The 24541-nt window shown below is 59.3% G+C and carries 21 protein-coding genes; 12 read left to right on the top strand and 9 right to left on the bottom strand.

What is annotated here, in order from left to right:
- A partial coding sequence (locus tag AC2LD7_RS18870; protein WP_484599225.1) for a DUF4158 domain-containing protein occupies window positions 1–171 on the bottom strand: 171 nt, incomplete at its 3' end.
- Between the two features lie 488 nt (window positions 172–659).
- On the opposite strand from AC2LD7_RS18870, the gene AC2LD7_RS18865 reads away from it, so the two are divergent.
- The 3 genes from AC2LD7_RS18865 (at window position 660) to AC2LD7_RS18855 (ending at window position 3474) form a co-directional block, all read left to right on the top strand.
- On the top strand, window positions 660–1430 hold the full coding sequence (locus AC2LD7_RS18865) for an alpha/beta fold hydrolase (protein WP_484599224.1): 771 nt from the start codon (window positions 660–662) through the stop codon (window positions 1428–1430).
- An 83-nt stretch (window positions 1431–1513) separates the two neighbouring features.
- On the top strand, window positions 1514–2185 hold the full coding sequence (locus AC2LD7_RS18860) for a haloacid dehalogenase type II (RefSeq protein ID WP_484599223.1): 672 nt from the start codon (window positions 1514–1516) through the stop codon (window positions 2183–2185).
- 242 nt (window positions 2186–2427) lie between these two features.
- On the top strand, window positions 2428–3474 hold the full coding sequence (locus AC2LD7_RS18855; protein WP_484599222.1) for a threonine aldolase family protein: 1047 nt from the start codon (window positions 2428–2430) through the stop codon (window positions 3472–3474).
- A 179-nt stretch (window positions 3475–3653) separates the two neighbouring features.
- Here AC2LD7_RS18855 and AC2LD7_RS18850 read toward each other — a convergent pair whose 3' ends face one another.
- Complete coding sequence (locus AC2LD7_RS18850) at window positions 3654–4625, bottom strand: aldo/keto reductase (protein ID WP_484599221.1); 972 nt, start codon at window positions 4623–4625, stop codon at window positions 3654–3656.
- A gap of 686 nt (window positions 4626–5311) precedes the next feature.
- Here AC2LD7_RS18850 and AC2LD7_RS18845 point away from each other — a divergent pair.
- From AC2LD7_RS18845 to AC2LD7_RS18835, 3 genes are all read left to right on the top strand, one after another.
- Complete coding sequence (locus tag AC2LD7_RS18845; RefSeq protein ID WP_484599220.1) at window positions 5312–5971, top strand: glutathione S-transferase family protein; 660 nt, start codon at window positions 5312–5314, stop codon at window positions 5969–5971.
- A 170-nt stretch (window positions 5972–6141) separates the two neighbouring features.
- Window positions 6142–6621 (top strand): VOC family protein, encoded by a 480-nt coding sequence (locus AC2LD7_RS18840; protein ID WP_484599219.1) that lies wholly within the window; start codon window positions 6142–6144, stop codon window positions 6619–6621.
- 547 nt (window positions 6622–7168) lie between these two features.
- Window positions 7169–8107 (top strand): DMT family transporter, encoded by a 939-nt coding sequence (locus AC2LD7_RS18835; protein WP_484599218.1) that lies wholly within the window; start codon window positions 7169–7171, stop codon window positions 8105–8107.
- A gap of 311 nt (window positions 8108–8418) precedes the next feature.
- Here AC2LD7_RS18835 and AC2LD7_RS18830 read toward each other — a convergent pair whose 3' ends face one another.
- On the bottom strand, window positions 8419–10542 hold the full coding sequence (locus AC2LD7_RS18830; protein ID WP_484599217.1) for a 4Fe-4S binding protein: 2124 nt from the start codon (window positions 10540–10542) through the stop codon (window positions 8419–8421).
- A gap of 506 nt (window positions 10543–11048) precedes the next feature.
- On the opposite strand from AC2LD7_RS18830, the gene AC2LD7_RS18825 reads away from it, so the two are divergent.
- The 3 genes from AC2LD7_RS18825 to nahK all read left to right on the top strand — a co-directional run bounded on the left by AC2LD7_RS18825 (window position 11049) and on the right by nahK (window position 16176).
- Window positions 11049–12236, top strand: a complete 1188-nt coding sequence (locus AC2LD7_RS18825) for a porin (protein WP_484599216.1) — start codon at window positions 11049–11051, stop codon at window positions 12234–12236.
- A 162-nt stretch (window positions 12237–12398) separates the two neighbouring features.
- Entirely contained in the window at window positions 12399–13610 is a 1212-nt protein-coding gene (gene nosP / locus AC2LD7_RS18820) for a nitric oxide-sensing protein NosP (protein WP_484599215.1), read from the top strand.
- Window positions 13528–16176 carry a hybrid sensor histidine kinase/response regulator NahK/ErcS' gene (gene nahK / locus AC2LD7_RS18815; protein WP_484599214.1) on the top strand — a complete coding sequence of 883 codons (2649 nt, stop codon included), beginning with the start codon at window positions 13528–13530 and terminating at the stop codon, window positions 16174–16176. Before nosP ends, nahK begins: the two co-directional genes overlap by 83 nt.
- A 100-nt stretch (window positions 16177–16276) precedes the next feature.
- On the opposite strand, the gene AC2LD7_RS18810 is transcribed toward nahK, so the two are convergent.
- The 6 genes from AC2LD7_RS18810 to AC2LD7_RS18785 all read right to left on the bottom strand — a co-directional run bounded on the left by AC2LD7_RS18810 (window position 16277) and on the right by AC2LD7_RS18785 (window position 21535).
- Entirely contained in the window at window positions 16277–16942 is a 666-nt protein-coding gene (locus AC2LD7_RS18810) for a response regulator (protein ID WP_484599213.1), read from the bottom strand.
- A 333-nt stretch (window positions 16943–17275) separates the two neighbouring features.
- Complete coding sequence (locus tag AC2LD7_RS18805; protein ID WP_484599212.1) at window positions 17276–18067, bottom strand: ABC transporter permease; 792 nt, start codon at window positions 18065–18067, stop codon at window positions 17276–17278.
- Between the two features lie 43 nt (window positions 18068–18110).
- Entirely contained in the window at window positions 18111–18839 is a 729-nt protein-coding gene (locus AC2LD7_RS18800) for an ABC transporter ATP-binding protein (RefSeq protein ID WP_484599211.1), read from the bottom strand.
- Window positions 18836–19807, bottom strand: coding sequence for a YVTN family beta-propeller repeat protein (locus tag AC2LD7_RS18795; protein ID WP_484599210.1), 972 nt, complete (start codon window positions 19805–19807; stop codon window positions 18836–18838). The genes AC2LD7_RS18800 and AC2LD7_RS18795 overlap by 4 nt, the downstream gene beginning before the upstream one ends.
- Before the next feature lie 31 nt (window positions 19808–19838).
- Window positions 19839–20345: a tetratricopeptide repeat protein gene (locus AC2LD7_RS18790; RefSeq protein ID WP_399868431.1), complete on the bottom strand. Its 507-nt coding sequence runs from the start codon at window positions 20343–20345 to the stop codon at window positions 19839–19841.
- Window positions 20342–21535: an ABC transporter substrate-binding protein gene (locus tag AC2LD7_RS18785; protein ID WP_484599209.1), complete on the bottom strand. Its 1194-nt coding sequence runs from the start codon at window positions 21533–21535 to the stop codon at window positions 20342–20344. Before AC2LD7_RS18785 ends, AC2LD7_RS18790 begins: the two co-directional genes overlap by 4 nt.
- Before the next feature lie 154 nt (window positions 21536–21689).
- Between AC2LD7_RS18785 and AC2LD7_RS18780 the strand changes: the two genes are divergently transcribed.
- The 3 genes from AC2LD7_RS18780 to AC2LD7_RS18770 are packed head-to-tail and all read left to right on the top strand — an operon-like array spanning window position 21690 to window position 24108.
- Window positions 21690–22127, top strand: a complete 438-nt coding sequence (locus AC2LD7_RS18780) for a cupredoxin domain-containing protein (protein WP_168424486.1) — start codon at window positions 21690–21692, stop codon at window positions 22125–22127.
- 59 nt (window positions 22128–22186) lie between these two features.
- Entirely contained in the window at window positions 22187–23452 is a 1266-nt protein-coding gene (locus AC2LD7_RS18775; RefSeq protein WP_168424485.1) for a HAMP domain-containing sensor histidine kinase, read from the top strand.
- A complete protein-coding gene (locus AC2LD7_RS18770) occupies window positions 23449–24108 on the top strand; it encodes a response regulator (RefSeq protein WP_484599208.1) in 660 nt (219 codons plus the stop codon). Before AC2LD7_RS18775 ends, AC2LD7_RS18770 begins: the two co-directional genes overlap by 4 nt.
- The last annotated feature ends 433 nt before the right edge of the window (window positions 24109–24541 follow it).

The raw sequence follows: 24541 nt of genomic DNA, 5'->3' as shown, positions 1-24541 counted from the left end.
CGCATCAGTGGGCGCCGGCCTGAGTCGCGCAAGGTGAGTTCGGCGTACGCTTACGGACTTGCTCCGTATCCACTTAATCTCATCATCTGAGAACGAAAAATCTCGCTGCAGCTCAGCTTTTGAATACGCCTTTGGCAGAGTGGGATACGCCGTACGCTCTAATGAAGCCATGGGAACTCCTTTTCTGAGGAGTCAGAAAAGATAGTTCACGATCCGACGATGTGCGGGAGATTTTAAAAAACTCTAAGCATCAACATGTTATGGACGAAATGAGTGAATTTTTCCTTTATCTCGGCATGACCCGTGCTCGGCGTGCTAGGGCTTTACACCGTAATTTTCCTGCCGATCAGTAGCTGAAGCAGCACTTATCAGGAGTCTGCCATGTTCTGAAGCGCTCGCTCTTGATCTCGTCGCGCGACCGTTCTGGAGCGGATATCCCTACGCCGCTGTCTAGCAGGAAGTTCGCACCGGAGCTCGGTATAACGCCAGAACGGTGCGAGTTTCGTGGCAGATCAAGCAGCCATTCAACGATTCGATTGCTGCCGCGGTAAGCCGCAGCTGCATTTGCCTGAATTCTCAGAGACGAGCTATGTCACACGCTTATCGGCGTCGGACGCTTCGATAACTGTGCGCCAATCTGTACCAGCAGAGGCAACTCAATGAACAGTCAGGCCGCAACGATTAATGGCATCACCATGCGCTGGATCGAGCAGGGCGAGGGGTTGCCTGTGATCTTCATTCACGGCATTCCAACGTCCCCGGCGTTGTGGCGTCATGTAATTCCGAAGGCTAACGACGCCCGTTGCCTGGCCTTCGAGATGGTTGGCTATGGCGAGTCGATCAAAGAGGGCGAAGGGCGTGATATTTCCGTCGCCCGCCAGGCGGGTTATCTAGTGACTTGGCTTGCGCATCTGAACATTGAGCGGGCGATCTTCGTCAGGCACGACCTGGGCGGTGGCGTTGCGCAGATTGCAGCGGTGCGTCACCCAGAACGCTGCGCGGGGCTGTTGCTGACCAATGCCATTGGTTACGACTCGTGGCCAATCCCCAGCGTCAAGGCGCTGAATGCCGCCGCGCCACTGGTCAAGCATTTGCCTGACACGGCGGGAAAACAGATCCTGCGCACCTTGATGTATCGCGGTCATGACGACCATGCACTGGCCAGCGAGTCGCTGGACATTCACTGGCAGCCCTATGCCAGGCACGGAGGTGCAGCGAGCCTGATCCGTCAGGTCGAGGCTCTGGACGTCAACGATACGCTGGCGGTTGCCGACGCCTTGCCCTCGTTGAACATTCCGGCCCGAGTGGTCTGGGGCGTAGACGACAAATTTCCAGAAGATCGAATACGGCGAGCGCTTTGCGCGCGATCTGAAGGCTCCACTGCAGCGCATCGAAGGCGGCCTGCACTTCACACCGGAGGATCACCCTGACGTCATCGCCGAGCAAATCCATCTGCTTATGGAAGACGTACGCCGAGCCGAACCCGCCTTACAACCTAAGTAGGAGCCCACCCATGCAATCGCCGCCACTGGTCGTCGCGTTCGATGTCATCGAAACCCTGTTTCCTCTCGAGCCTCTGCGCCCGAAGTTAGAAACGGCGGGCATGCCTGCTCATGCGCTGGAAACCTGGTTTGCGCAGCTGTTGCGCAACGCCTTCGCTATGAATTCAACGGACAGTTATCGACCCTTTCGCGAAATGGCCGTGGATGCGCTGCAAAGTCTGGCCGCAACGCAGCATGTGAAGCTCGCGTCGAGCCAGGTAGAAGATATTATCGGCACCTTCGCCGAGCTGGACCCGCACCCGGATGTGGCGCCTGCCATGCACCTGCTTCAGGAGGCTGGTGTTCGCATCGTCACCTTGACCAACGGAAGCGCGAGCGTTACGCAGCAGCTACTCGAGCGCGCCGAGCTCGTGCCCTACATAGAAAAGACGATGTCCGTCGACGAGGTACAGCTGTGGAAACCGCGCCGAGAGGTCTACCTGCACTGCGCAAAGGCAGCCTGTGTCGAGCCACAACAGCTGGCGCTGATCGCTGCGCACGGCTGGGATATACAAGGCGCGGCGCATGCCGGGCTAATGACCGGTTATGTCAGTCGCGGCAAGCCGTTCCCGAGCGTGATGCGACCGCCACTGGTTAGCGGCGAGGATCTGCAGGCGGTGGCGAGGCAATTCATCCAGAAATGACTAGCGCAGCCACGCTTGCCTGCATACGTCGGGAGGAGCGCCTATCAGCTGGCAAGCTCGTCCGCCCGCCTGTTATCCAGCTTTTCTGATGCTGGCATACTCCCTGTCAGAGCATCATGATCCGGCAGGAGCATCTTCTGCAGAGATATCACCTGTTCTTCGAAAAGTCCGTTATACCGCCGGCTACAGCTCGTACGTCCTCGCTTCCCGCGATCTCGGCATGACCCGATAAAGAGGCATAGATGACCACCGCCAATCAGCAATTCGCCAGCGATAACTATTCGGGTATCTGCCCGGAAGCCTGGGAGGCCATGGCCAGGGCCAATCAGGGGCACGATCGGGCCTATGGCGATGATCAGTGGACCGCGCGTGCCGCCGATCACTTCCGCCAGTTGTTCGAAACCGACTGTGAAGTGTTCTTCGCATTCAACGGCACCGCGGCCAACTCCCTGGCGCTGTCAGCGCTATGTCAGAGCTATCACAGCGTCATCTGCGGTGACATTGCGCATATCGAGACCGACGAATGCGGCGCACCGGAGTTCTTTTCCAACGGCTCTAAGCTGCTGGTTGCACGGACCGAGCAGGGCAAGTTGACACCAACGGCGATCCACGAAATTGCGTTGAAACGCAAGGACATTCATTACCCCAAGCCGCGCGTCGTCAGCATCACCCAGGCCACCGAAATCGGCACCGTTTACAAACCCGAGGAGCTTCGCGCAATCAGCGATACCTGCAAAGAGCTGGGATTGCACCTGCACATGGATGGCGCACGCTTCGCCAATGCTTGCGCATTTCTCGGCTTGTCACCAGCGGAGCTGAGCTGGAAGGCCGGTGTAGACGTGCTCTGTTTCGGCGGCACCAAGAATGGCATGGCCGTAGGCGAGGCGATCCTGTTCTTCAACCGGGACCTTGCCGAAGATTTCGAGTACCGCTGCAAACAAGCCGGCCAACTGGCATCCAAGATGCGCTTTCTTTCCGCACCATGGGTCGGGCTACTGGAAAACAACGCCTGGATGAAATACGCCGAGCACGCTAACAACTGCGCACAGTTGCTCGCTAAATTGATCCGCGACGTGCCAGACGTGGAGCTAATGTTTCCGGTGCAGGCAAACGGTGTTTTCGTGAGCATTCCGCCATTGGCGCTGGAAGCACTGCGAAGCCGAGGGTGGATGTTCTATACGTTCATCGGTGTGGGTGGCGCGCGCTTCTTGTGCTCATGGGATACCAGCGAAGAGCGTGTTCGCCAGTTGGCTGAAGACATACGCAGCGTCGTGATGCAGAACCACTGAACGTCGTTTGCCGAAATTTGGCAGCGCACTAACTGTCAGCTCGCCAACTCCGAGGGCGAGTGGCTGGTGGCGAAACCCCAGCAGCTTGTTGCCTGGCAGCATTTCCTAGTGCCAGTAAGGTTGGGGCGAGGGGAGAATGCGTTAGCTTTCACGCCCTCGCTACGACTGGTTTTAAACATTCATTCCGGAACCGGTACGTCCTCTGGCAAAAGCTGCTTAGCTTTCAAGGCGCGCCAGAAATCGGTCGGTATCTTGGCTTCGAACTGCTGCACATATTGCACGGGGCGTTTCGGGTTACTGGTGCCGGGAATGGCCGATAGGACGGCAGGATGCGCGAGGCAGAATTGCAGCGCGGCGGCCCGCAGTTCGACACCATATTCCTTGCAAACCGCTTCGAGCTGCTGAGTCTTCTGACGAATTTCATCTGGGACCTGGTCGTAGTCGTAATGGTCGCCACCGGCTAGCACACCAGAGTTGAACGGCCCACCGACGACAATGCCAACGCCACGCTCCACGCACTGTGGGAACAGCGTGTCCAGCGCCTCGCGGTGATCCAACAAGGAATAACGGCCGGCGAGCAGGAACACGTCTGGATCGGATTGCTCTAGCGCCATGCGGCAGGGTTCGACAAGATTAACGCCCAAGCCCCAGCCGCGAATCATGCCCTCGTCACGCATCTGGGTCAGCGCTTTCGCCGCTCCCTGCATGGCTTGCTGAAAATACTCGGTCCATTGCGGACCCCACTGGTCTTCCGACACATCGTGGATGAACACAACGTCGATACGGTCGATGCCCATTCGCTCAAGGCTGTCCTCAATGGAGCGACGCGCGCCATCGGCGGAGTAATCGACGATACGTTTGTTGGGCAATTCGTCGACAAAGGGCTTGGCATTCTCCGGTGCGTTCGCAGGCTGCAGCAAACGACCTACCTTGGTGCTCAACACGAACTCATCGCGAGGCTTGCCGCTCAGCATACGTCCGAAACGCTGCTCAGCCAGACCGGCCCCGTAATGCGGCGAAGTATCGTAGTAGCGAATGCCTGCTTCCCAGGCAGCTTCAAGCGTTGCGTCTGCAGTGGCTTCGTCCAGCGGGGTGAACATATTTCCCAGCGGTGCGCCGCCAAAACCGAGACGTGGAAGAGTGATGCGCATGATGCCTCCTTAGATGCATAAGCCAAAGTTGATGTGGTTCTGCATGGGAGGGTCTTTTGCAGCGGGATGTTCCAGCTAATCAGGCGCTTACTCATATCGGATTTCGGCTTTATTAAGCCAGCTGCAGGGCGCCCTGTATTGGCACAAACGCGCGGTACTCGGTGCTCGATGGCCGAACCCTTCATCGTCACAGCTCTCCACTTCAGCGATGAGCGCCCGTCATTGGAAGTGACGGGCCGCTGGCTCGCGCTCACGTGGCTTAGGTTCACCATCATTCGAATCGGTGAGGATTGGAACGAGGAGGTCCCCCAATGCGATAAGGGCTACAGCGATCACAGATGTCAGGATCGGGGTGCTGTCTTCGGCGCAGCGGCGGATGGTTGAGCCGTTCATCTTGCTCGACAGCTTCGGACCAGTGGATTTCGGTCCGGAGGAGGGCATCGATACATCCTGCTGCCAGATGACTCAGGTGCGCTGGCGTTTTAAACACAGCCGATACGCGACGGTCTTATAGCCTCGGAAAAACCTCCGGAAGCTGCACGTACTCGCCAGCGAGCCAGTAAAACGTGGTGCACCATCGGCTAAGCGGCGCGATAAATTTGAGGGGTTGTCGATTTCACATGGTGCCGGACGACTAGATCAGCAATTTCGGAAATAGCGATATCTACAAACCGACGGAGTTGGCCATGATCAAACTGTACGGAACACCCCCGACCCGCGCTTTGCGCGTTATCTGGTTACTCAACGAACTAGACCTGGATTACGAAATGCTCCCGGTGAGCATCCTTGAAGGTGAAAACCGACAACCAGACTTTCTGGCACTCAACCCCGCCGCCAAAGTTCCGGTATTGGTCGACGGAAGCCTCGTGATAACCGAATCGGCCGCGATTCAACTCTACCTGGCCGAGAAGAATCCCCAGTCGGGTTTCATCCCGGAGTCGGTGGAAGATCGGGCCCAGATGTATCGCTGGGTTTTCTTTCTAATGACCGAGATCGAGCAGCCCCTGTGGCGCATCGTGCGTCACACGTTCCTTTACCCGGAAGAGAAGAGGCTGCCTCAGGATATCGACCTGGCAAGGCAGGATTGCTTGGAGATGGTGGCGGTGCTCGAGCGACACATGCACGACCGCGAATTCTTGGTTGCCGACCGGGTCAGCGTAGCCGACTTCAACGCCGCTTATACGTTGGACTGGGCAAACGAAGAGAAGATGCTCGATGGCGCACCGAGGTTGAAAGCGTACCTGCAGTCGATGTACGCCCGACCCAAGGCTCCGCCAACCATCGCAGAAGCATTCGCAGCGCTTCAGAGCCAGTCCGTTGTCGGCGATGCGGTGGAGGCCGGATAGATCCGCGGTTCGCGCCAAAGCGAACGGCAACAACCTTATTTTCCGGTCGATTGCTAGCTTAGTAATCGACCGCTTCAAGGCGAACGACGGACGAACAAGTAGTGTCCTGCTGTCGCTTCACTCTATCTGCGCGGCTGGGTTCACCTATTAGCCGATCATGGAGACTCAAAATGACCAGCAAAAACACCATCTGCCTCTGGTATGACGGCACCGCACTCGAGGCTGCGACGTTCTATGCCGAGACCTTTCCGGACAGCGCAGTCAACGCTGTCCATCGCGCGCCGGGCGACTATCCGTCGGGCAAGGAGGGCGATGTTCTGACCGTCGAGTTCACGGTAATGGGCATCCCTTGCCTCGGACTCAACGGGGGCTCAGCGTTCAAACATAGCGAGGCGTTTTCGTTCCAGGTTGCGACCGACGACCAAGCCGAGACGGACTGCTTATGGAACGCGATTGTCGGTAACGGCGGCCAGGAAAGCGAATGCGGCTGGTGCAAGGACAAATGGGGCCTGTCGTGGCAAATCACGCCGCGGGTACTGACAGCCGCATATACCAGCCCTGATCAAGCAGCGGCCAAGCGCGCCTTCGAAGCGATGATGGGCATGCGAAAGATTGATGTTGCGGCGATCGAAGCGGCGTTGAAGGGCTGATCAGCCCTTAGAACTCAGTGCAGTCCGTGTGCCACCCCGTTGACTGCCGATACTGCAGCAGCGGGGCCGTCGCTGAGGTCCATATGAGGACAAAAGCAGCCAGTGAGAACAGCCGCTGCTTGGTTCGCCAATAGGTCCGTTACCGGCTAACCGTAGTGCCAGCCCATGCGCTCCTTTCCGCGCCAGAATTGAACATCCCCCTTAGAGGTAGCCGTACCTTCAACCTGCGGCTGTTTGCGCGCTCTGTGAAAGACCCCCGGTGTTTATCTCGCATCGCTTCGTGTGATGCGTCTTGCATGGCTCAGGAATGAGCGACCGCTACTGGCCCGATTGCATAAAGTGACGCCTATTGAACAGGGGGCTACGTTCTACAGCTGAACGGCGGCAGCTGCAGTACGTTAAGGTTGCACTATGAGCGGCAGTACGCCTCGGTCAGTCGGCCATCCCGTCTACGTCCCTTGAAGGGGCGGGCTAAGTGACGGTTGATCTCAATGTGAACAGGGCTTGCTACACATCAGAACAAGCTGAATCAGGAGCGTTTCATGTGATGGCAGGGGAAGACGAAGCACTGGAGGGGCAGGTGGAGCCGAAGCGCAGCCCGTTCGTGATCGCGGTGGCATTCATGCTGGCTGCGGCGGTTCTGATCCCGCTACTAAACGCGGAAGTGAAGTACCTCGGCGTGTTCTACCCGGTCATTCAGTTGCTTTGGTGCCGCTACTTCGGCCATGTGGTGTTCATGCTGGTAGTGTTCGCGCCGCGCAAAGGGCTGGCGCTGTTTCGCTCTCAGCGCCCTTGGTTGCAAATCGTGCGGTCTTTGCTGTTCTGCTTTACCTCTTTCCTGATGTTCAGTGCCCTCCAGTATGTGCCGGTGGCCACGGCCGCAGCGGTAAGTTTCACGGCGCCTATGGTGGTGCTGGTACTGGCACCGTTCATGCTAGGCGAGAAGGTAAGCCTGCTGAAAACAGTCGCGGCGATCTGTGGGTTCGCTGGGGCTCTGTTTGTCATCCAGCCGGGTGGCGATACTTTTCATCCTGCCGTGTTACTGGTGCTCTTCAGCGCTATTACTTCAGCGCTTACGCAAATTCTGTCGCGCAAGCTCGCCAGCCACGACACACCGGAAACGTCCAACACATACATGGCCGCTGCTGGGTTCGTGTTGGCGAGCCTGATGCTGCCGTTCTTCTGGCAGTCTCCGGACAACCTGGTGCATCTCGGGTTGCTGATCAGCATGGGCATTCTTGGCGGTGGCGGGCACTATTGCTTGGTCCGTGCATTCGAAGTGGCTCCCGCGCCGTTTGTCGCGCCGTTCACTTACCTACAGATCGTCGGCGCGAGTCTGCTGGGCTACCTGCTTTTTGCCGAACTGCCAAATCTATGGAGCTGCATCGGTACCTTAATCATCGTGCTGAGCGGGTTGGTTGTCTTGTTGGGTGAGCAATACCTAGCGTCGCAGCGCCTGAGGACGTTGGACAGATCGGCCGGCTGAGACGACCAAGCTCAGCAGAGCGGGTGACCGCAATGTTGCACCAGTTCGATCAGCGAGTTGCTCGCCACCAGCACACAAAACGAGCGGAACGGAATTGCAGGCAAATGAGGCTTACTGGTACCGGAGTACCCTGAAGTAATAATGAAAAACCGTGATTGATAGAAATATCAGCAAAATCAGCTAATTATATATAAAGCTATTTCGTTTACGGCTGCCGCAATTTCGGCTGCCGGCACCGTCAACACCGAGGTGTAGTACCCATGTATTTGAAGCCCAGGAAGCGCGAGAGGAACCACCGAGCAGCCCTGCGGTCAGGACGCTGAGCTGGGCTCCATGGAGTCGCTGCCAATCAGTGCGCTGCTGGGGTGGCGTCCGGCCTTCTCTGCCTTTTTTCGCGCACTGATGGTCGCGACGCACTGGTCCTCGTTATTGAGGATGACGATGCACTCCAGGCACTGGATGCACTCGTCATAGTCGATGCCCCCGTCGCGCTTGATCGCGCCGATCTCGCAATGATTCTTGCAATGCTGGCAGGGCTGGCCACAGGCGTCGATGCGCTTGAGCCATGAAAACAGATGAAATCTGCCGAGCATTGCTAGCCCGGCGCCCAGCGGGCAGACGTATCGGCAGTAGAACTTATGCACGAACAGGCCGAGCCCGAGCAGGATCACCGCGTAAAGCACGAACGGCCAGGACCGCACGAAGAACAGCGTGATGCTGGTCTTGAACGGCTCCACCTCAGCGAGCCGCTCGGCTAGCGTCAGCGAATAGAAGGCCACCGGCACCAGCAAGAGGAGGATCAAGTACTTCAGCCATTGCAGGCGCAGGTGAAGGCGATCGGACACTTTCCACTGACGGATGCGTAGACGCTTGGCCACCCAACCGAGCATTTCCTGTAGCGCGCCGAACGGACAGAGCCAGCCGCAGAACACCCCGCGGCCCCAGAAGAACAGGCTAACAAAGGTGAAGCTCCAGAGGATAAAGATCACCGGGTCCATTAGAAACACACGGATATCGAAATCCTTCCCCAGCGCCAGGAGCATGGTGAAGATATTTACCACCGACAGCTGGCCTTGGGCGTAAAGGCCAACGAACGCCAGGGTGAACAAGAGAAAGCCGGCCCGAAATAGGTGAAAGCCACGGCTATGTTGGCTGATGCGGTGTTGCCAGATGAATACGCAGATCAGCATCAGCAGCGACAAGCCAACCAGGCCGGCCTGCCACCAGCGCTCCTGCCACATGCGTAACCAGATGGGCGTCGGCTCGGCCGCGACCTGCGCTTCTTCGACATCGAAGAGGTCGCGGTCGAGCTGGAAATCCCGCATGAAATGCGTGTTGCTTTCCACAAGATGGTTGCGCCGCAGGTTCACGTTCAAACGTAACCTGGCAGGCTCTGCGGGGTTGAAGGCGTTATGTGCCTTAATGCGGAAGACGTTCGCCTCGAAACCATCGAGTGGGGCGTCGAGCATCTCCATCACCGCGCCGTTGTTGAAATTCATGTCGTGCAGTTCGATGGCGTGGTCGTTCTGCATCAGTACCAGGCGACTCGGTGCTGTGGCGGGCACGAAGTCTTCCGGCACATGGAGGTACATGCCGGAAGACAGCACCAGCACGGCCTGTTCGTTGGGCTTCAATTCTTCGTTGAGCTTGGCGAAACCGGTCTCGCCGAGCAGGTTGCGGCCGATGCTCGGTGCATTCAGGTAAGCGAAATAGAGGTCGCTGAACGGCGCGTCGCTTCCAGCCTTGATCTCCAGATAACGATCGAGTGGCCCAAGGGCCTGTTCTACCTCGTCGCGACTGATGGTCCAGTGCTGGAGATATCCGCTTTCGAGTAGCTGCGACCAGTCGAGCGGCTCATAGAGGTCGGGTTTCACGGTAGCCAAGGGACCACTGGCGAAACCTTCGAGCAGCTTGCGCGCGACGCCCAAGGCCGACAGCAGGACGGTTTCGTTGAGGATCACCACTGACACGGTTGCCTTGCTCACTCCGTCGATGCGCGTCACCGAATCGCTTGCATCCGCCGCACTCTGCCCGCCCACCACGATTGGTTTGCCGATCGACGTCTGCCGGTATTGCTCGACGAAATCGAACAGCGACTGCTCGCCAAGTCCATGTAAGAAGACCGGCTCGTGGTGTTCTAACACCGTGACGCCGGCGAGCACGCCCTCGGTGTCCATGCCGATCAACAGCCGTATCGGCTTGCCGGAGAACCCCTGCAGGTTGGAGTAGTCAGTGGACTCGAAGGCGTAGCCAAGCAATTCGTCGAGTTGATAGACGCTGTGCACCGGCGGGTTGTCCTGCTTCGGCTCGATGCGAGTGGCCTTGGGAAACAGCTGCTGGATCTGCGCGTCCAGCGCTTGGGCGAAAAGCGTCGGGCTGGTGAGCACGCATACCACCAGTAGCAAGCGCGATAGGAAGTCGGCGCTGCGTTTCATAGATGCCTCTAGGCGTATTGTTATACGCACATGCTATCCAGCGCTCGCACCGCCACCATGCAACTTGATGATTGAAATGGCAGCACTTCAGTCTAATAACCTCGTCTGCCGCCACGCCGTGCACTCATTGCCGTGCACTCATTATTTGCAGCGCCAAGTGTTCGTGGCTGCCCTGAAGCCTTGTGCAATGGTGCGGATGGGAGAGTCGTCGTTGCCAATGCGACCGGACACGCTGGTCCTGGCCGTCGAACTCGTTTCTCGCCGGAACCTTTCCCACACCCATTCTCCTGGCACGTCCGTCATGCGGACCAGGTATGCCGAAGCGCGACGGCGTACTACCTAAGCGCTGCTCCTTCCGGCTCGACTGTCACCTGCTTACAGCGCAAGACGGCAATCGCCGCCAAAGCAGTAGCCAATCGCCGCCATCGCAGTGTATGGCCGACCCGTTGTGCTTTCGATAATCCGCCTCGACACGACTGCCCGTCGTCACATCAGCGGAGAGCGCCATGCACAACAAGAAAAAAGCAGTTACCACCCTAATGCCGTTGGCCCTGGCCAGCGCGATTGCGATGACCTTGAGCCAGTCGGCAGTTGCCGAAATCATGCTTTATGACAAGGATGACACCACGTTCGCTGTCGACGGCTACTTCAACACGTTTTATGTCAGCAGCGACGTGGATCGTGCCGGGGAGCAATTCGACCGGGACCAGTCCCGTGTGAAAATGGGCTTTCTGCCCAATTACATCGGCTTCAACTTCAGCAAGCAGCTCGATGACCTGAAAGTCGGTGGGCGCTCGTCTTTCTGGGTAACGATCAACGACAGCGACACCAATGCCACCGAGACTGGCATCGACGTTCGCCAATTCTACGGTACGGCGTCCAGCGACCAATGGGGCGAGGTGCTCTTCGGTAAGGACTTCGGTCTTTTTGGTCGATCGAACATTTTTCTGGACGAAATGCTCACCGGATATGGCCAGGTCAGCGACACTCTGGGGCTGGTCGATTTCGGCGGTGTTTCGTTCGGCAATATCGGCACAGGCTATCCGTACCCGTTCCCGACCTCGCAGATCACCTATCGCTCGCCGGTCATGAGCGGCCTACGTATTGCCGCCGGCATCATGGATCCGGTCGACACCACGGATGACGCCAGCAGCGCACTGGATGAGGCCTACCAGGACAGTCCACGCTTCGAGACCGAGATCACTTACCAGTTCGATCTCGCCGGGGCCAAGATTTACTCCTGGGTCAACGGCATGCAGCAGACATCCAAGAACACCGACAGCAGTGTCGATGAAGTCGACTCCAAGGGCATCGGCTACGGTATCCAGGCGAAAATGGGCGCATTCTCCGTCACCGCCTCGGGTTTCCAGGCCGAAGGCATCAACCCGTTCTATACCAACAACGCTGGCGAAGCGCAGCTTCGTGACGTGGATAGCGACGGCTACCTGCTTCAGGGCTCCTACACCTTTGGCAAGAACCGCATTGCCCTGTCTACCGGCAAGACCAAAGATGATGGTAATGGTCTGGGCACCGCTGCCGATTACGAAACCCGTGGTATCGCCTACTTCCGTACCATCAACGACAACCTGAAGCTGGTTGCCGAATTGAACCAGTTCGAGCTGAGGGGGCGGGACACCGACGCCCTCGACGAGGACACCCGTACCTACGCCATAGGCGCCGCGCTGAGCTTCTAAGCGCAGCCTGCAACATCCAGGCGGACGCCTCTTCGGGCGTCCGCTTTTTTTTGTTCGATGAAGCTAGGAGCGCCGAGCCTGCACTCTTTCGCCGCTTTGCTACCTTGGCAGGTCGCCGCCGGTACTGAAGTAGCATTTCCGAGCCCTATGCCCTGACTAAGAATGAGGACATACGAAACGGTTGATGGGGTGCGGTGCGTGGTCGAGCAAGAATCCGAAGTGATACGCACAGCGATGTCAGAGGCCCGTAACGTCGAAACGGTGGCGCAGGATCTGGCGCGCCAGCTGATCCATCCGCATCTCGGTTTCGTGCTGTTCTTCTGCTCGGCCGAATACGACCTTCCTGCGCTGGGCGATGCGCTGCAGCAGTACTTCGGCGGCGTGCGTGTGGTGGGCTGCACCTCGGCGGGAGAAATCACCTCGCAAGGCTATGGCCGCAGCTGCGTGACAGCGATTGGCTTCGATCACCGCAGTTTCTCCATTGCCAGCGAACTGATCGTCGAGATGGATCGCTTCAGCCTGATCGACGCCCAGCAGTTGGTGGAACGTCTGGGCAATGTTTGTCGCAGCAACTCGTTAGCGCCGATCAAGGGCCACAGTTTCGCGATGACCCTGCTCGATGGCTTATCGAGCCGCGAGGAAATCGTCCTGGCGGCCTTGAGCGCTGCGTTTGGCAGCATTCCGCATTTCGGCGGCTCGGCCGGCGATGACAACCATCTGACCGATACCCACGTCTATTACGACGGCAGGTTCCACAGCGGCGCGGCCATCGTGGTGCTGGTCAATACCTGGCTGGATTTCGAGGTGTTCACCACCCACCACATGCTGCCGCGCAACGACAAACTGGTCGTGACACAAGCCGACAGCAACGCTCGTCGCGTCTACGAACTGAACGCAGAACCCGCTGCCGAGGAATACGCCCGGCTGATCGGCGTGAATGTCAGTGACCTTGACCACCGGTTGTTCGCCGCACACCCGCTCGCTGTGCGCATTAACGAGCAGTACTACGTGCGTTCGATTCAGAAGGTCAATGACGACCTCAGCCTGACGTTCTATTGCGCGGTGGAGAACGGCATTGTTCTTACGGCCATGCGCCCCGGACCGCTGATGCCCAATCTTGAAACGCTGTTCGAACGCCTCGAACAGCGGTTGGGCGCGCCTTTGCTGACCATAGGGTGCGATTGCTTCTTGCGACGGCTGGAAATCGAGACCCAGGGGACTACCGAGCAGACGTCCGCCTTTCTCCGACGCCAACAGGTGATCGGTTTCAACACCTACGGAGAGCAGTTCAATGGCATGCACATCAACCAGACCTTCACCGGTGTCGCCATCGGTCGGCCTGGAGGGCGGGCTGGAGAAAAGAGTGCTCGCTGAACTGCTGGAGCGGCAGATCGAACTCGAGCGCGAGAACGACAAGCTGCGCCGTATCAACGCAGCGCTCATCGAGCGCATCGAATCCAGCGGCACGGGGCGCGATGCCTCTTATGCCGCGTTTCAGCATTCGGTCGAACTGGCCGAGCAGGTGCGCGAGCGCACCGACGCGTTGAACCAGGCGATGGCCGAGCTGAAAGCCAGCAATCGATTGCTCAGCGATGCGCGATTACGGGCCGAAACCGCGCATCAGCACTTGGTCGATGCCATCGAAAGCATCTCCGACGCCTTTGTCCTGTTCGACAAAGACCAGCGCATCGTGCTGTTCAACAAGCGCTTCAAATCCCTCTGGAGCCGCACTCGAGCACGTATCAACAGCGGCACCCGGCTAGCCGAGGTGCGGCGGTTGGCGGAAAGTAGCGGGTTGATCGCCGAGGAGCATCGCGGTAAAGGCAAAGATCCCACCGTTTACCGTCTGCACAACGGCCGCTGGGTGCAGGTCAGCGAACGCGCGACCCGCGAAGGCGGGCTGGTGATGCTCTACACCGACATTACCGAGGTCAAGGTCAGCGAAACCATGCGCCGCGAACAGGCGTTAGCGCAGAAGTCCCGATTGCTGCAGCGCGCCGTGGACAACCTGTCCCAGGGCGTCGCCATGGTCAGCGCCGACGGAGGGCTGGAGCTCTGGAATCGTCGCTTTCTTGAGCTTTGCGGCCTGGCGCCGATCGAGGCGCATAGGCCGTTCGAAGAGGTCATGGCCGACAGCGAGCTCAAGCTGCTGACGCCCAACACACGCGACACCGACGGCCTGCCGCTGGCCGAACTCGAACAACATCTATTCGACGGCCGTACGCTGGAGATACGCACCCATCCGTTGCCCACCGGCGGCTTCGTCAACACATTCACCGACATCACCGAGCGCTACCGGCACGCTGAGGCGCTGCGTGAAAGCGAACGCTGGATACGCCTGATCACCGACCACGTGCCGGCGTTGATCGCCTATGTGTCGGCAGACCTGACCTACGAATTCACCAACAAGGTGTACGAGGAATGGTATCGCTGGCCCAGCGACGGCATGCTCGGCCAGTGCCTGCCCGAGATCCACAGCGGTGAGCACTGGCAGCAGCTCGAGCCCTATATCGACCGGGCCATGTCTGGAGAAAGCGTCAGTTTCGAAATGGCCGAGCACAACCATGCCGGTCAGCAGCGCTACATGCTGCGCTCCTACGTGCCGAATCGGCAGCCTAACGGCGAAGCGGCGGGCATCTTCGTGCTGATTCAGGACATCACCGACCGTCGGCGCACCGCCGAAGCGCTGCATCAGGCCTATCAGAATCTCGAACAACGGGTGCGCGAACGGACCGCGGAGCTGACCAGCCTGAACGAACAGCTGCTCTGCGAAATCGACGAGCGCGCGCACGCCGAGGCGCGACTGCGCGAAGCCAAGCGCGAGGCCGAACTGGCCAATCTGTCGAAGACCAAGTTTCTCGCCGCGGTGAGCCACGACCTGCTACAGCCGCTCAACGCGGCGCGGCTATTTACCAGTGCGCTAATGGAACAGCCTGCGGCACCTAGCGGCGGGCTGATCCGCAATATCAGCAATTCCTTGGAAGACGTGGAGAATCTGCTCGGCACCTTGGTGGATATTTCCAAGCTCGACGCGGGCGTGATCAAGCCGGATATCGCGCCCTTTGCCGTCAGCGAGCTGCTGGAAAATCTTGCCGTAGAGTTCCGGCAGATTGCAGGCAGCGAGCGGCTGCAACTGGACTTCATCCCGTGCTCGGCGCTGGTGCGCAGCGACATCCAGCTGCTCGCTCGGATATTGCGCAATCTGCTCACCAATGCGATTCGCTATACGCCCGAAGGACGTGTGCTGCTCGGTTGCCGCCGTCGACGTCAAAGCCTGTCGATCGAGGTTTGGGACACCGGCGTGGGGATTGCCGAAGACAAGCTGGAGGAGGTGTTTCAGGAATTCAAGCGAGGCGAGGGCGTGCGGCCCAACCAGGACCGAGGGCTCGGGTTGGGGCTGGCCATCGTCGAAAAGATCGCCCGCATGCTCGGCCACCGCATTATGGTGCGCTCGCAACCGGGGCGTGGTTCGGTATTTGCCATCGAGGTCCCATTGTCCAAGCGTGCACCGAAAGCCCAGGTGGAGCCCGCAACCACCGATCTCTTGCTGGAAAAGCTCAAGGGCGCGCGGGTCTGGGTGCTCGACAACGACACTGCGATCTGTGCCGGTATGCGCACCTTGCTCGAAGGCTGGGGTTGCGCCGTGACCACCGCCCTGTCCGAAGAAGACCTGGCCGGCCAGGTCGACAACTTCCACGCCGACGCCGACCTGATCATTGCCGATTACCACCTGGATAACGGCTGCAACGGGGTCGATGTGGTCGCCACGGTCAACGCCCGCCGCGCCAGCCCGCTACCGGCACTGATGATCACCGCCAACTACAGCAACGAACTCAAGCAGAAGGTCAGGGAGCTGGGCCACATGCTGATGCATAAACCGGTGCGCCCCATGAAGCTGAAAACGGCCATGTGTCACATGATGGAACAGGGGCACGCTTGAGCCGGTCCGTCCAGCTCTGTTCGCGAGCAAGCTCGCTCCTACGACCTACGTTGCCCTTGTAGGAGCGAGCTTGCTCGCGAATGCTTTTACGGGGTGAGGATCAGCGACGCAGATAGGCCGCGAAGTCGATATCGCCAGCAGACAGGATCGCCTGCACGCGGTTGTGCACGTTGAGCTTGCGCAGGATCGCCGAGACATGGGCCTTGACCGTGGTTTCGGCAATGTCGAGGTTGTAAGCGATCTGCTTGTTCGATTCGCCTTTGGTCATCCGTTCCAGCACTAGCAACTGCTTGCGCGTCAGCGCCTGTAGCAGCTCCGGCGGGATGGTCTGTTCGTGATGCTGAGAGCGGCGAGTATTGGCGTTTTGGCTGCGGATAATATCCGAGGGCAGATAGACGCTGCCGTTGAGAATCTGCTCGATGGCCTCGGTCATCTGCGTGCGCGGCGAAGATTTGGTGATGAAACCGCAAGCGCCATAAGTGATTGCCTGTAACACGATCTGCTTATCCTGCTCGGCGGAGACGATCACTACCGGAATGGTCGGCGCCTCGTTGCGCAGATTGATCAGGCCGTTGAGCCCATGCATGCCGGGCATGTTCAGGTCCAGCAGCACTAGATCCAGATCGTCGTTTTCCAGCGTCATCGCCAATGCGCTGTCGAGGTCGGCGGTTTCAAGAATTTCGCTGCCTGGAAAACCATCTTGGATGACGTTGTGGATGGCTTCGCGAAACAGTGGATGGTCATCAGCAATTAATATCTTGTACATGGCCGGTCACCTCATTGTTGTGATTATGGTGGGGTGGTTCGGGTAGCGCTTCGTCCTGTGCGACAGCGGATGATCGGTGGCGCGTTGCGTCGAACCAGTTTCAGGCGGGTAGGTCACGGCGGCGCGCAGAATGCTGCATCGGTAACGTTCAATGCCGGAACGATGGGATACGCCCTTAGGTGCCTCCCACTTGGTTGCAATCAGCAACAACACCGGCAGACTTGTCATCTTCCGCTTTCCAGTACTTCGGTCGGCTACATTACAGAGCAATGAGCGCTGTTTTGAAATCCTACAATCGACAGAAAAACCAGTACCAAAGTAGTAGAGACTCGCTCAGGCCGTTCGCCGCAACGCGGCGTGTTGCGGATTGAAGCTCAGCATGGCGAGCAAGCTGAACAACAGGGTCAGGCCGAAGCAGATCGCCAGCGCCATCGGATTAAATCGCTCGTACAGCGCATAGCGCACCAGTTCGACCGCAAAGGTGAAGGGGTTGAACGAGCAGATCCAGTACAGCCATTCATTGGCGTCGCGCATTTTCCACAGCGGATATAGCGCCGAGGACAAGAAGAACATGGGGAAGATGACGAAATTCATCACCCCGGCAAAGTTCTCCAGCTGACGGATACCGTTTGAGAGCAACAGTCCCAACGCGCTGAGCAACAGCGCCACCAACAGCAATGCAGGCAATACCGCAAGCAGGCCCGCTGCGGGTGGCTGCACCCCGTAGAGCCAGGCCACAAGAAGAAACGCATAGACCTGCAGGAGTGAAATCAGCGCGGTCGCCAAGAGCTTGCTGGCGAGCAGGAAACCGCGCGGTAACGGGCTGGTCAGCAGTACGCGCATGCTGCCCATTTCGCGGTCGTAGACCATCGAGAGCGAACCTTGCATCCCGTTGAACAACAGGATCATGCAGGCCAGGCCGGGAACGATGTAGGTTTCGTAAGTAATGTAGGTGTCATACGGTTCAATGATCGCGATGCCCAGCGCCGCGCGAAAACCGGCCGCAAACACCACCAGCCACAGCATCGGCCGCACCAATGCGCTGAAGAACCGTGAGCGTTGCTGGACGAAACGCAGCCACTCGCGCCAGACGATGGCACGCAGGCATTCCCAATAGGCAGTCATGAGGCATGCTCCAAAAGTGGCTGACGGGCAGGACGCAGGCGCATCAGGCCGCGGCCGATTGACGGGTCAGGCGGATGAAGGTCTGTTCCAGATTGCCGTCCATGGCGGACAACACATCGGCACGGCCCTGAGCGACCAGATTCCCGCGATTGAGGATCAGCAGATCGTCGTCGGCGCGGACTTCATCGAGCAGATGCGTGGTCCAGAGCGCACTCATACCTTCATTGCGACAAAGCTGGCGGACGTGGTCGTTAAGCGCCTGGCGGCTGGCCGGATCGAGTCCGGCGCTGGCTTCGTCGAGAAGTAGCAGGCTGGGCTCGTGCAGCAGCGCGCGGGCAATCTCCACCCGCCGCCGGTGACCGCCGTTGAGCTCGCGAATCTTGCTTTTGCGTCGTTCGCCGAGTTGCTGGCGGTCCAGTTCCAGCTCGATACGGGCATTCGCCAGCGTTCGTGGCATCCCATGCAGCGCGGCGTGGTAGCGCAGGTTTTGTTCGACGCTGAGGTCAAGATCCAGGGTGCTCTGTTGGAACACCACGCCGAGGCGGCGCAGGGCCCGGCGCGGTTGATCGCGCAGGCTGTATCCGGCCACTTGGATATTGCCCTGCTGCAGATCATAGAGCCGGGTAAGCAGTGCGATCAGCGTGGATTTGCCGGCGCCATTCGGGCCGAGCAGGGCGGTGAAGTGTCCGGCTGCGGCACGGAAGCTGACATCCTGCAAGGCCTGACGGGCCTTATAGGCGAAGCTGACGTTCTCCAGCTGCAGAGCGGTCATGGCGCAACCACCACGCCCCAGGGGTAGCGCCCAACCTTGATCGACTTGACCACCTTGAGCGTATTCACGTCGATGACCGAAACGTCGCCGCTCACGCCGTTGGTGGTCAGCAGTTGGCTCTCATCGAGATTGAATGCCATGTGCCAGACACGCCGGCCAACCAGCAGGTAATCGAGCACCTCGTAGGTTTTCGCATCGACAACAGCAATGTGGTTAGCGGGGCCGAGGGCGACGAAGGCGTATTTGCCGTCTGAGCTGAGCTTGATGCCCACCGGCTGAACCTTGTCTCGGTGCACGCCCTTGATCTGAAAATCCAGCGTCTTGAGGATCTGCCGCTGCTCGACGTCGACCACGCTGACCGTGCCGCCGATTTCTGAGGACGCCCAGAGCACCTTGCTGTCCTTACTGAATTCGACATGGCGCGGGCGTTGGTCGACCAGCGTGTTGTCCACCAGCGCATTCGTGGACGTGTCGATCCAGTGCAGCATGTTCGTGGTTTCACTGGTGTTCACCGCCCATTTGCCATCCGGGCTCACGGCCATGCCCTCGGGCTCGACGCCTACGTCGATCTGCGCCAACACTTCTTCATTATCGACGTCGACCACGGTGACCAGGGCATCGTCCTCGTTGGAGATGTACAGCCATTTATTGTTCGGGTGCAGCGCGAACTGCTCAGGGTCGGCCCCGGATGGCAGTTGCTTGATGATTCGGCGTGTCGCCAGGTCCATGACCTGAACCGTGTCCGAGTCGCTGGCGCAGATGTACAACAGCTTGTTGTCGTGGGACAGCGTCAGACCGCGCGGCCGCTGGCCCACTTCGAGGGTCTCGACCGTTTTCAGGGTGTTCAGGTCGATCACGCTGATGGTGTCGTCCTTTTCATTGGACACATAGGCGGTGGCGGCCAGGGTCGATCCGCTGGCGCAGATCAGCATATAGGTGATGGCGGTGGCAAGTAGAGTTCGAATCATCTGAAAGTTCTCTTGTTGTTGTGTGGCGCCATCAGCGTATGGCGGAATCTGATTGCTGATCCATGTGTTTCAGGTAGTCGTCGGCCTCGGTCTGGCCGCCCTTCGATGCGCTCATCAGCCACTCCCGAGCCGCCTGCCGATCGATGGCGACGCCACGGCCTTCAGCCAGTGCGACGCCCCAGTGGTAACGCGCAAGGCTGACGTAGCTGGCGTCGTCGGGCTGCTCGGCGCCGCGCTTGAGCAATGTCGCGGCGCGTTCGAGATCCTTGTCGACGCCGCTGCCGCTCTCGTACATCTGCGCCAGCGAAATCATCGAGTAGATGTCCTCCCAGCGCCGTACACAGTCCTCGAAGATCTGCCTGGCTGCATCGAAGTTGCCGGTCTTGGCGGTGACGTAGCCGTACAGGCATTTGATCCGCTTGGGGCTGTCGATGTAGGCCTCGTATCCCAGCTCGTCGGCTCGCCCGGCGGCTGAGGTGAAGATCAGTGCTCCGGACAGCACGGCTGCAACGAGGCGCACGGCGGGAACCGTGTTCATGATTTGGCCTCGCTCATCCGGCATTCACTTTCCGGTCGATCGAAGCCCAGGGTGTCCAGTTCGCTCGTGGGATGCAGAAAACCATCCTGCGGCGAGTTGGAAACCAGCCCGCGCGGATGCACCAGTGGAATCGGCTGACGTAGCTGACCATTCCAGGGGCGGAAGGTGAGTTTGCGGCCCTTGAAGCCATCCACTGGCAGGATGTCGCTCAACGAAACCTGACGAATAGTCTGCGGGTCGGTCACACCGAGCTTGGTGATCGCGGTGGCCAGGCTGCGCACGCCGATCCAGGCGGCGAAGTCGCGATCGTTCATCCAGCGATTGGCGAGGGCTTCGAAACGCTTTTGCAGCTGCGCGGCGCCATAGGTCTCGACTGTCTTGTGCCAGCCGGTCGGGGTCATGCCCTGCGTGCCGACTACCGGGCGCGGCAGCCAGGTGTGGTAGGGCACGTACTCGCCGAAATCGCCGCGCTCATCCGCGACCACCACCACGTCGTAGTCGTCGGCTTGGGTGAACAGTGGCATGTCCGCCTGGGCGGTGCGGCGCTGGTCGTTATCGAACGACCAGGGCTTCTCTTCGATGATTTTGTGACCGAAGCGCTTGGCCGCGCGCCGCAGTGCCTCTGCGTAGGTCTGATCCTCTGGCGTCGGGCCGCTGATCAATAACCAGCGGTTCCAGCGGCGTACGGCAAGAAACTGAGCCAAGGCATCGGCCAGCATGCTGCGGCTGGGCAGGGTATGCAGCACATTGGCGAGGCAGTTTGTAGTGCGCAGTTCGTCGCTGGCGCTGCCTGCGTTAATGAGGAGGCTGTTGGGCATTGCATTGGCGAGCTGGCTCAGGTTGGCGGCCGGTGCGTTGACCACGAATAAACGTAAGCCTTCCCGATGCAGCTGACGCGCGTCTTCAAGGAGTTGCTCGGGAGTATCGCTGTTGATGGTCGTCAATGTGTAGCTGTGCTTGAGAAAACGTCCGGTGGTGTTGCTGTCGATGATGGCCAACTCGGCGCCACGCTGCCCGGCATCGATTGGCTCGGGAATCACGTTGGAGAGAAGCGGACCCGGATCCGGGCGGTAACCCAGATACCCGATCCGCACCGACAACGTCTCGCCGGGCACCGGCGCAGCGGTGGCAACAAGCGGGGCGCAGGCGAGGGCGATGAGGTAGCCGGCTCGTTGTACAAAATGGCGCATGGGCAGCTCCTATGGCGTTGCGGCCAGCATAGGAACCATGGCGGGGTGGGGAAATATGCAGAAAGTACCAGTCACTGTGTACCAAGGTAGTAAATAAGCGTCCCGCGGCTGCTCATAGGATAGGGCCACCGATAACAATAACGAGCAGACCCCTATGCCTCCATTCAAAGCGCTGGCGCTCAATTTGCTATTCCTCGGCAGCTTGATCGGCTTCGATCATGCTCACGCGACGGGTGATTTGACGTTGCGCACCCAGGCGCTGCCTGACCTCAAGTTCGGCTCCGAGGAAACGGACTACGCGGTCTCGCAGAAGGAATACCAGCTGGAAACCGGCGTTGCCTATCAGCTCAAGGTCATCACCGACGGGCAAAAGGAATGCGCGTTCCAGGCGCCCGAGTTCGCCCGGTCGATCTTCCTGCGCAAAGTCGAGGCAGGTGGCGTGGAAATCAAGGCCGTTACCCTGGTCGAGCTGGAGTTCGAGGAAGCAGGTGAGGCGGAGATCTTCTTCTTGCCGGTCAAGCCGGGCACCTACCCGTTCTACTGCAAAGGCCTGCAGAACAAGGGGATGGAAGGCCGGTTCGTGGTGAAGTAGCGCGCTCGGCCATGAATCCGGGCCTGCGCAGCGGTCCCACGACGCCGGAGACCCCATGTATGTCCGCTCTCTGGCGAATCTATTTACTGGTCACGCTGTTTTTCGTTCTGGTGGCGGCCGTCTGCCTAGCGGTGCTTTTACGTCAGGCCAGCCATGATGTGCAGCGCGAGCTCAATGCCGCGGCGGCCGTCGTCGAATACCTGAGTGAGATGGCTGAACGCGATCCCGAATCGTTGCGACCAGGGCTCACCGATAGCTTGCGGCATGTTCGCGTGAGCTGGCTGACGGCCGAAGATTCGACAGGGCATGGTGTAGATCAGACGTTCAACGACGGTCTCAGCGCCTGGCTGTATCCCGCCGAGTCGGCGCCGGCAACCGAGCGGTTACTCGCTGACGGCCGGCATCTGCGGATCAGCGTCGATCCGCGCGATGAGGTTGAAGAAGTTCGGGATTCGCTGTTGCAACTGCTGACGCTGTTTGCCCTGGCGCTGTTGCTCAGCCTGCTGGCGATCCGCTGGGCGGTGCGCCCGGGCGTGCGCGTGCTGACCGAGTTGCTCGGCGCGCTGGTGCGCATCGCCGAAGGCCGGCTCGATACTCGACTGTCGTCGCACCGCCTGCCCGAGGCGCGCCGATTGACCGATCACTTCAATCACATGGCTGCAGCCCTCGAGCAGGCGCGGGGCGATAACGATCAGCTCACCCAGGCGTTGATCGCCTTGCAGGAGCGCGAACGCACCCAGCTGGCTCAGGCCCTGCACGATGACCTCGGCCAATATGTCGCTGGTATTCGTGCACGGGCTTGTCTACTGCGTTTACAAGCCGACAAGCCGGACGCAGTACGCGATACCGCGCATCATCTGGAGCAGCACAGCCTCGATCTACAGAACGGCTTTCGCATACTGGTGCGCGATCTCTATCCGGTGATGCTCGACCACCTTTCGCTGGAAAAGGCCATCGAGCAACTTGTCGAGCAGTGGCAGGGCTCGCTGGGAATCGAGTGCCGGCTCCAGCTCCGAGGACCAATTCCGGTTTTGTCCATACAGAACAAGCTTCATCTCTATCGACTGGTGCAGGAAGCGCTGACCAATGTGGCTCGCCATGCGCAGGCCAGCAGCGTTCAGCTGCACCTGCGCGGAAGTGCGAACGGTCTTCGATTGCTGCTTCGTGATAACGGCCATGGTCAGCCGCCAGCTCGGGCAGGCGTTGGTCTGCGGTCGATGCGCGAGCGCGCCCGCTGCCTCGGCGCTCAATTGCGCTTCCGGCATCGCCCTGGAAGCGGATGGGCGCTTTATCTCGATCTGCCATTCAAAGGAGCATCGTCATGAACATCCTGTTGGTAGATGACCATGCGGTGGTTCGGCAGGGCTATGCCAGCCTGCTTACAGCCTTACTGCCGGAGGTAGTCGTGACCGAGGCCGCGAGCGGGGAGCTGGCACTGCAGCGGGTGCAGGAGGTAATTCCCAGCCTCGTCGTACTTGACCTGGGCCTGCCTGGAATCAGCGGACTGGAAACCTGTCGGCGGCTGCGCCAGCGCCTGCCGCTGCTGCCGGTGCTGATTTTCAGCATGCACGATGAGCTGGCGCTGGTCCGCCAGGCTCTCGATGCTGGCGCATCCGGCTATCTGACCAAGCGTTGTGCGCCAGACGTATTGGTCGAAGCGGTGCGCAAGGTGCTTGCTGGACAGCCATTCATCGAGCAGCCGTTGGCGACCGAGTTGGCCTGCCAGCGGCCTTCGGCCACTCCTATGAAAGGCCGTCTGGCTGAAATGACGCCACGCGAGATGGAAATATTCCTCATGCTCGCCCGTGGTATCGGCAAACGCGAGATTGCCGAGCGGCTCTGCATCAGCAGTAAGACCGTTTCCAATCACATGGCGCTGCTCAAGAGCAAACTGGCGGTCAGCTCCCAGGCGGAGATGGTGCATCTGGCCATTGATCACGGGTTGCTGCGCGTCGGTGATCGCACACTATGCGAGGCTTGAACGTTGGATCAAAAGAAGCGCCTGAGCGGTTTCGGCTTGTTCATGTTCTTGAGCTTGGACAATTGATGGTCGGCTCGTCCCGGCCGTTGCGGGCTTTTTACGAGCCCGTTCCTGATAATTTTTTCTAGCGCTCGACGTCAGGCGCACGCGCCCTTTTTCGAAAATCCGCACTGCCTCAGGTCGACTAGCTGAAGCCAATAGAAAGGCCAGCCTCACCAGGGCCCCGGTATTCCAAAAAATCGTATGGACGGTCGGCGATCAGCAGGCCAGAGCCGGCATTGCATCGAGCATCTGGTTCGAAGGCCTTCGTTCCGGATTACTCCGGCGGTAGTAAGACCAATCGCCACGGGGTCGGGAAAAATTCCCGGCAGCACCGGGAATTTTTCCCTGTCGGCGGTGCGCGGAAGCTCTCGATAATCAGTTCTGGCAGTTT

The sequence above is a fragment of the Stutzerimonas sp. genome (genome assembly GCF_982611455.1).
The sequence above is the reverse complement of the archived record's forward strand: the minus strand, read 5'-3'. Positions and strand labels throughout refer to the sequence as shown.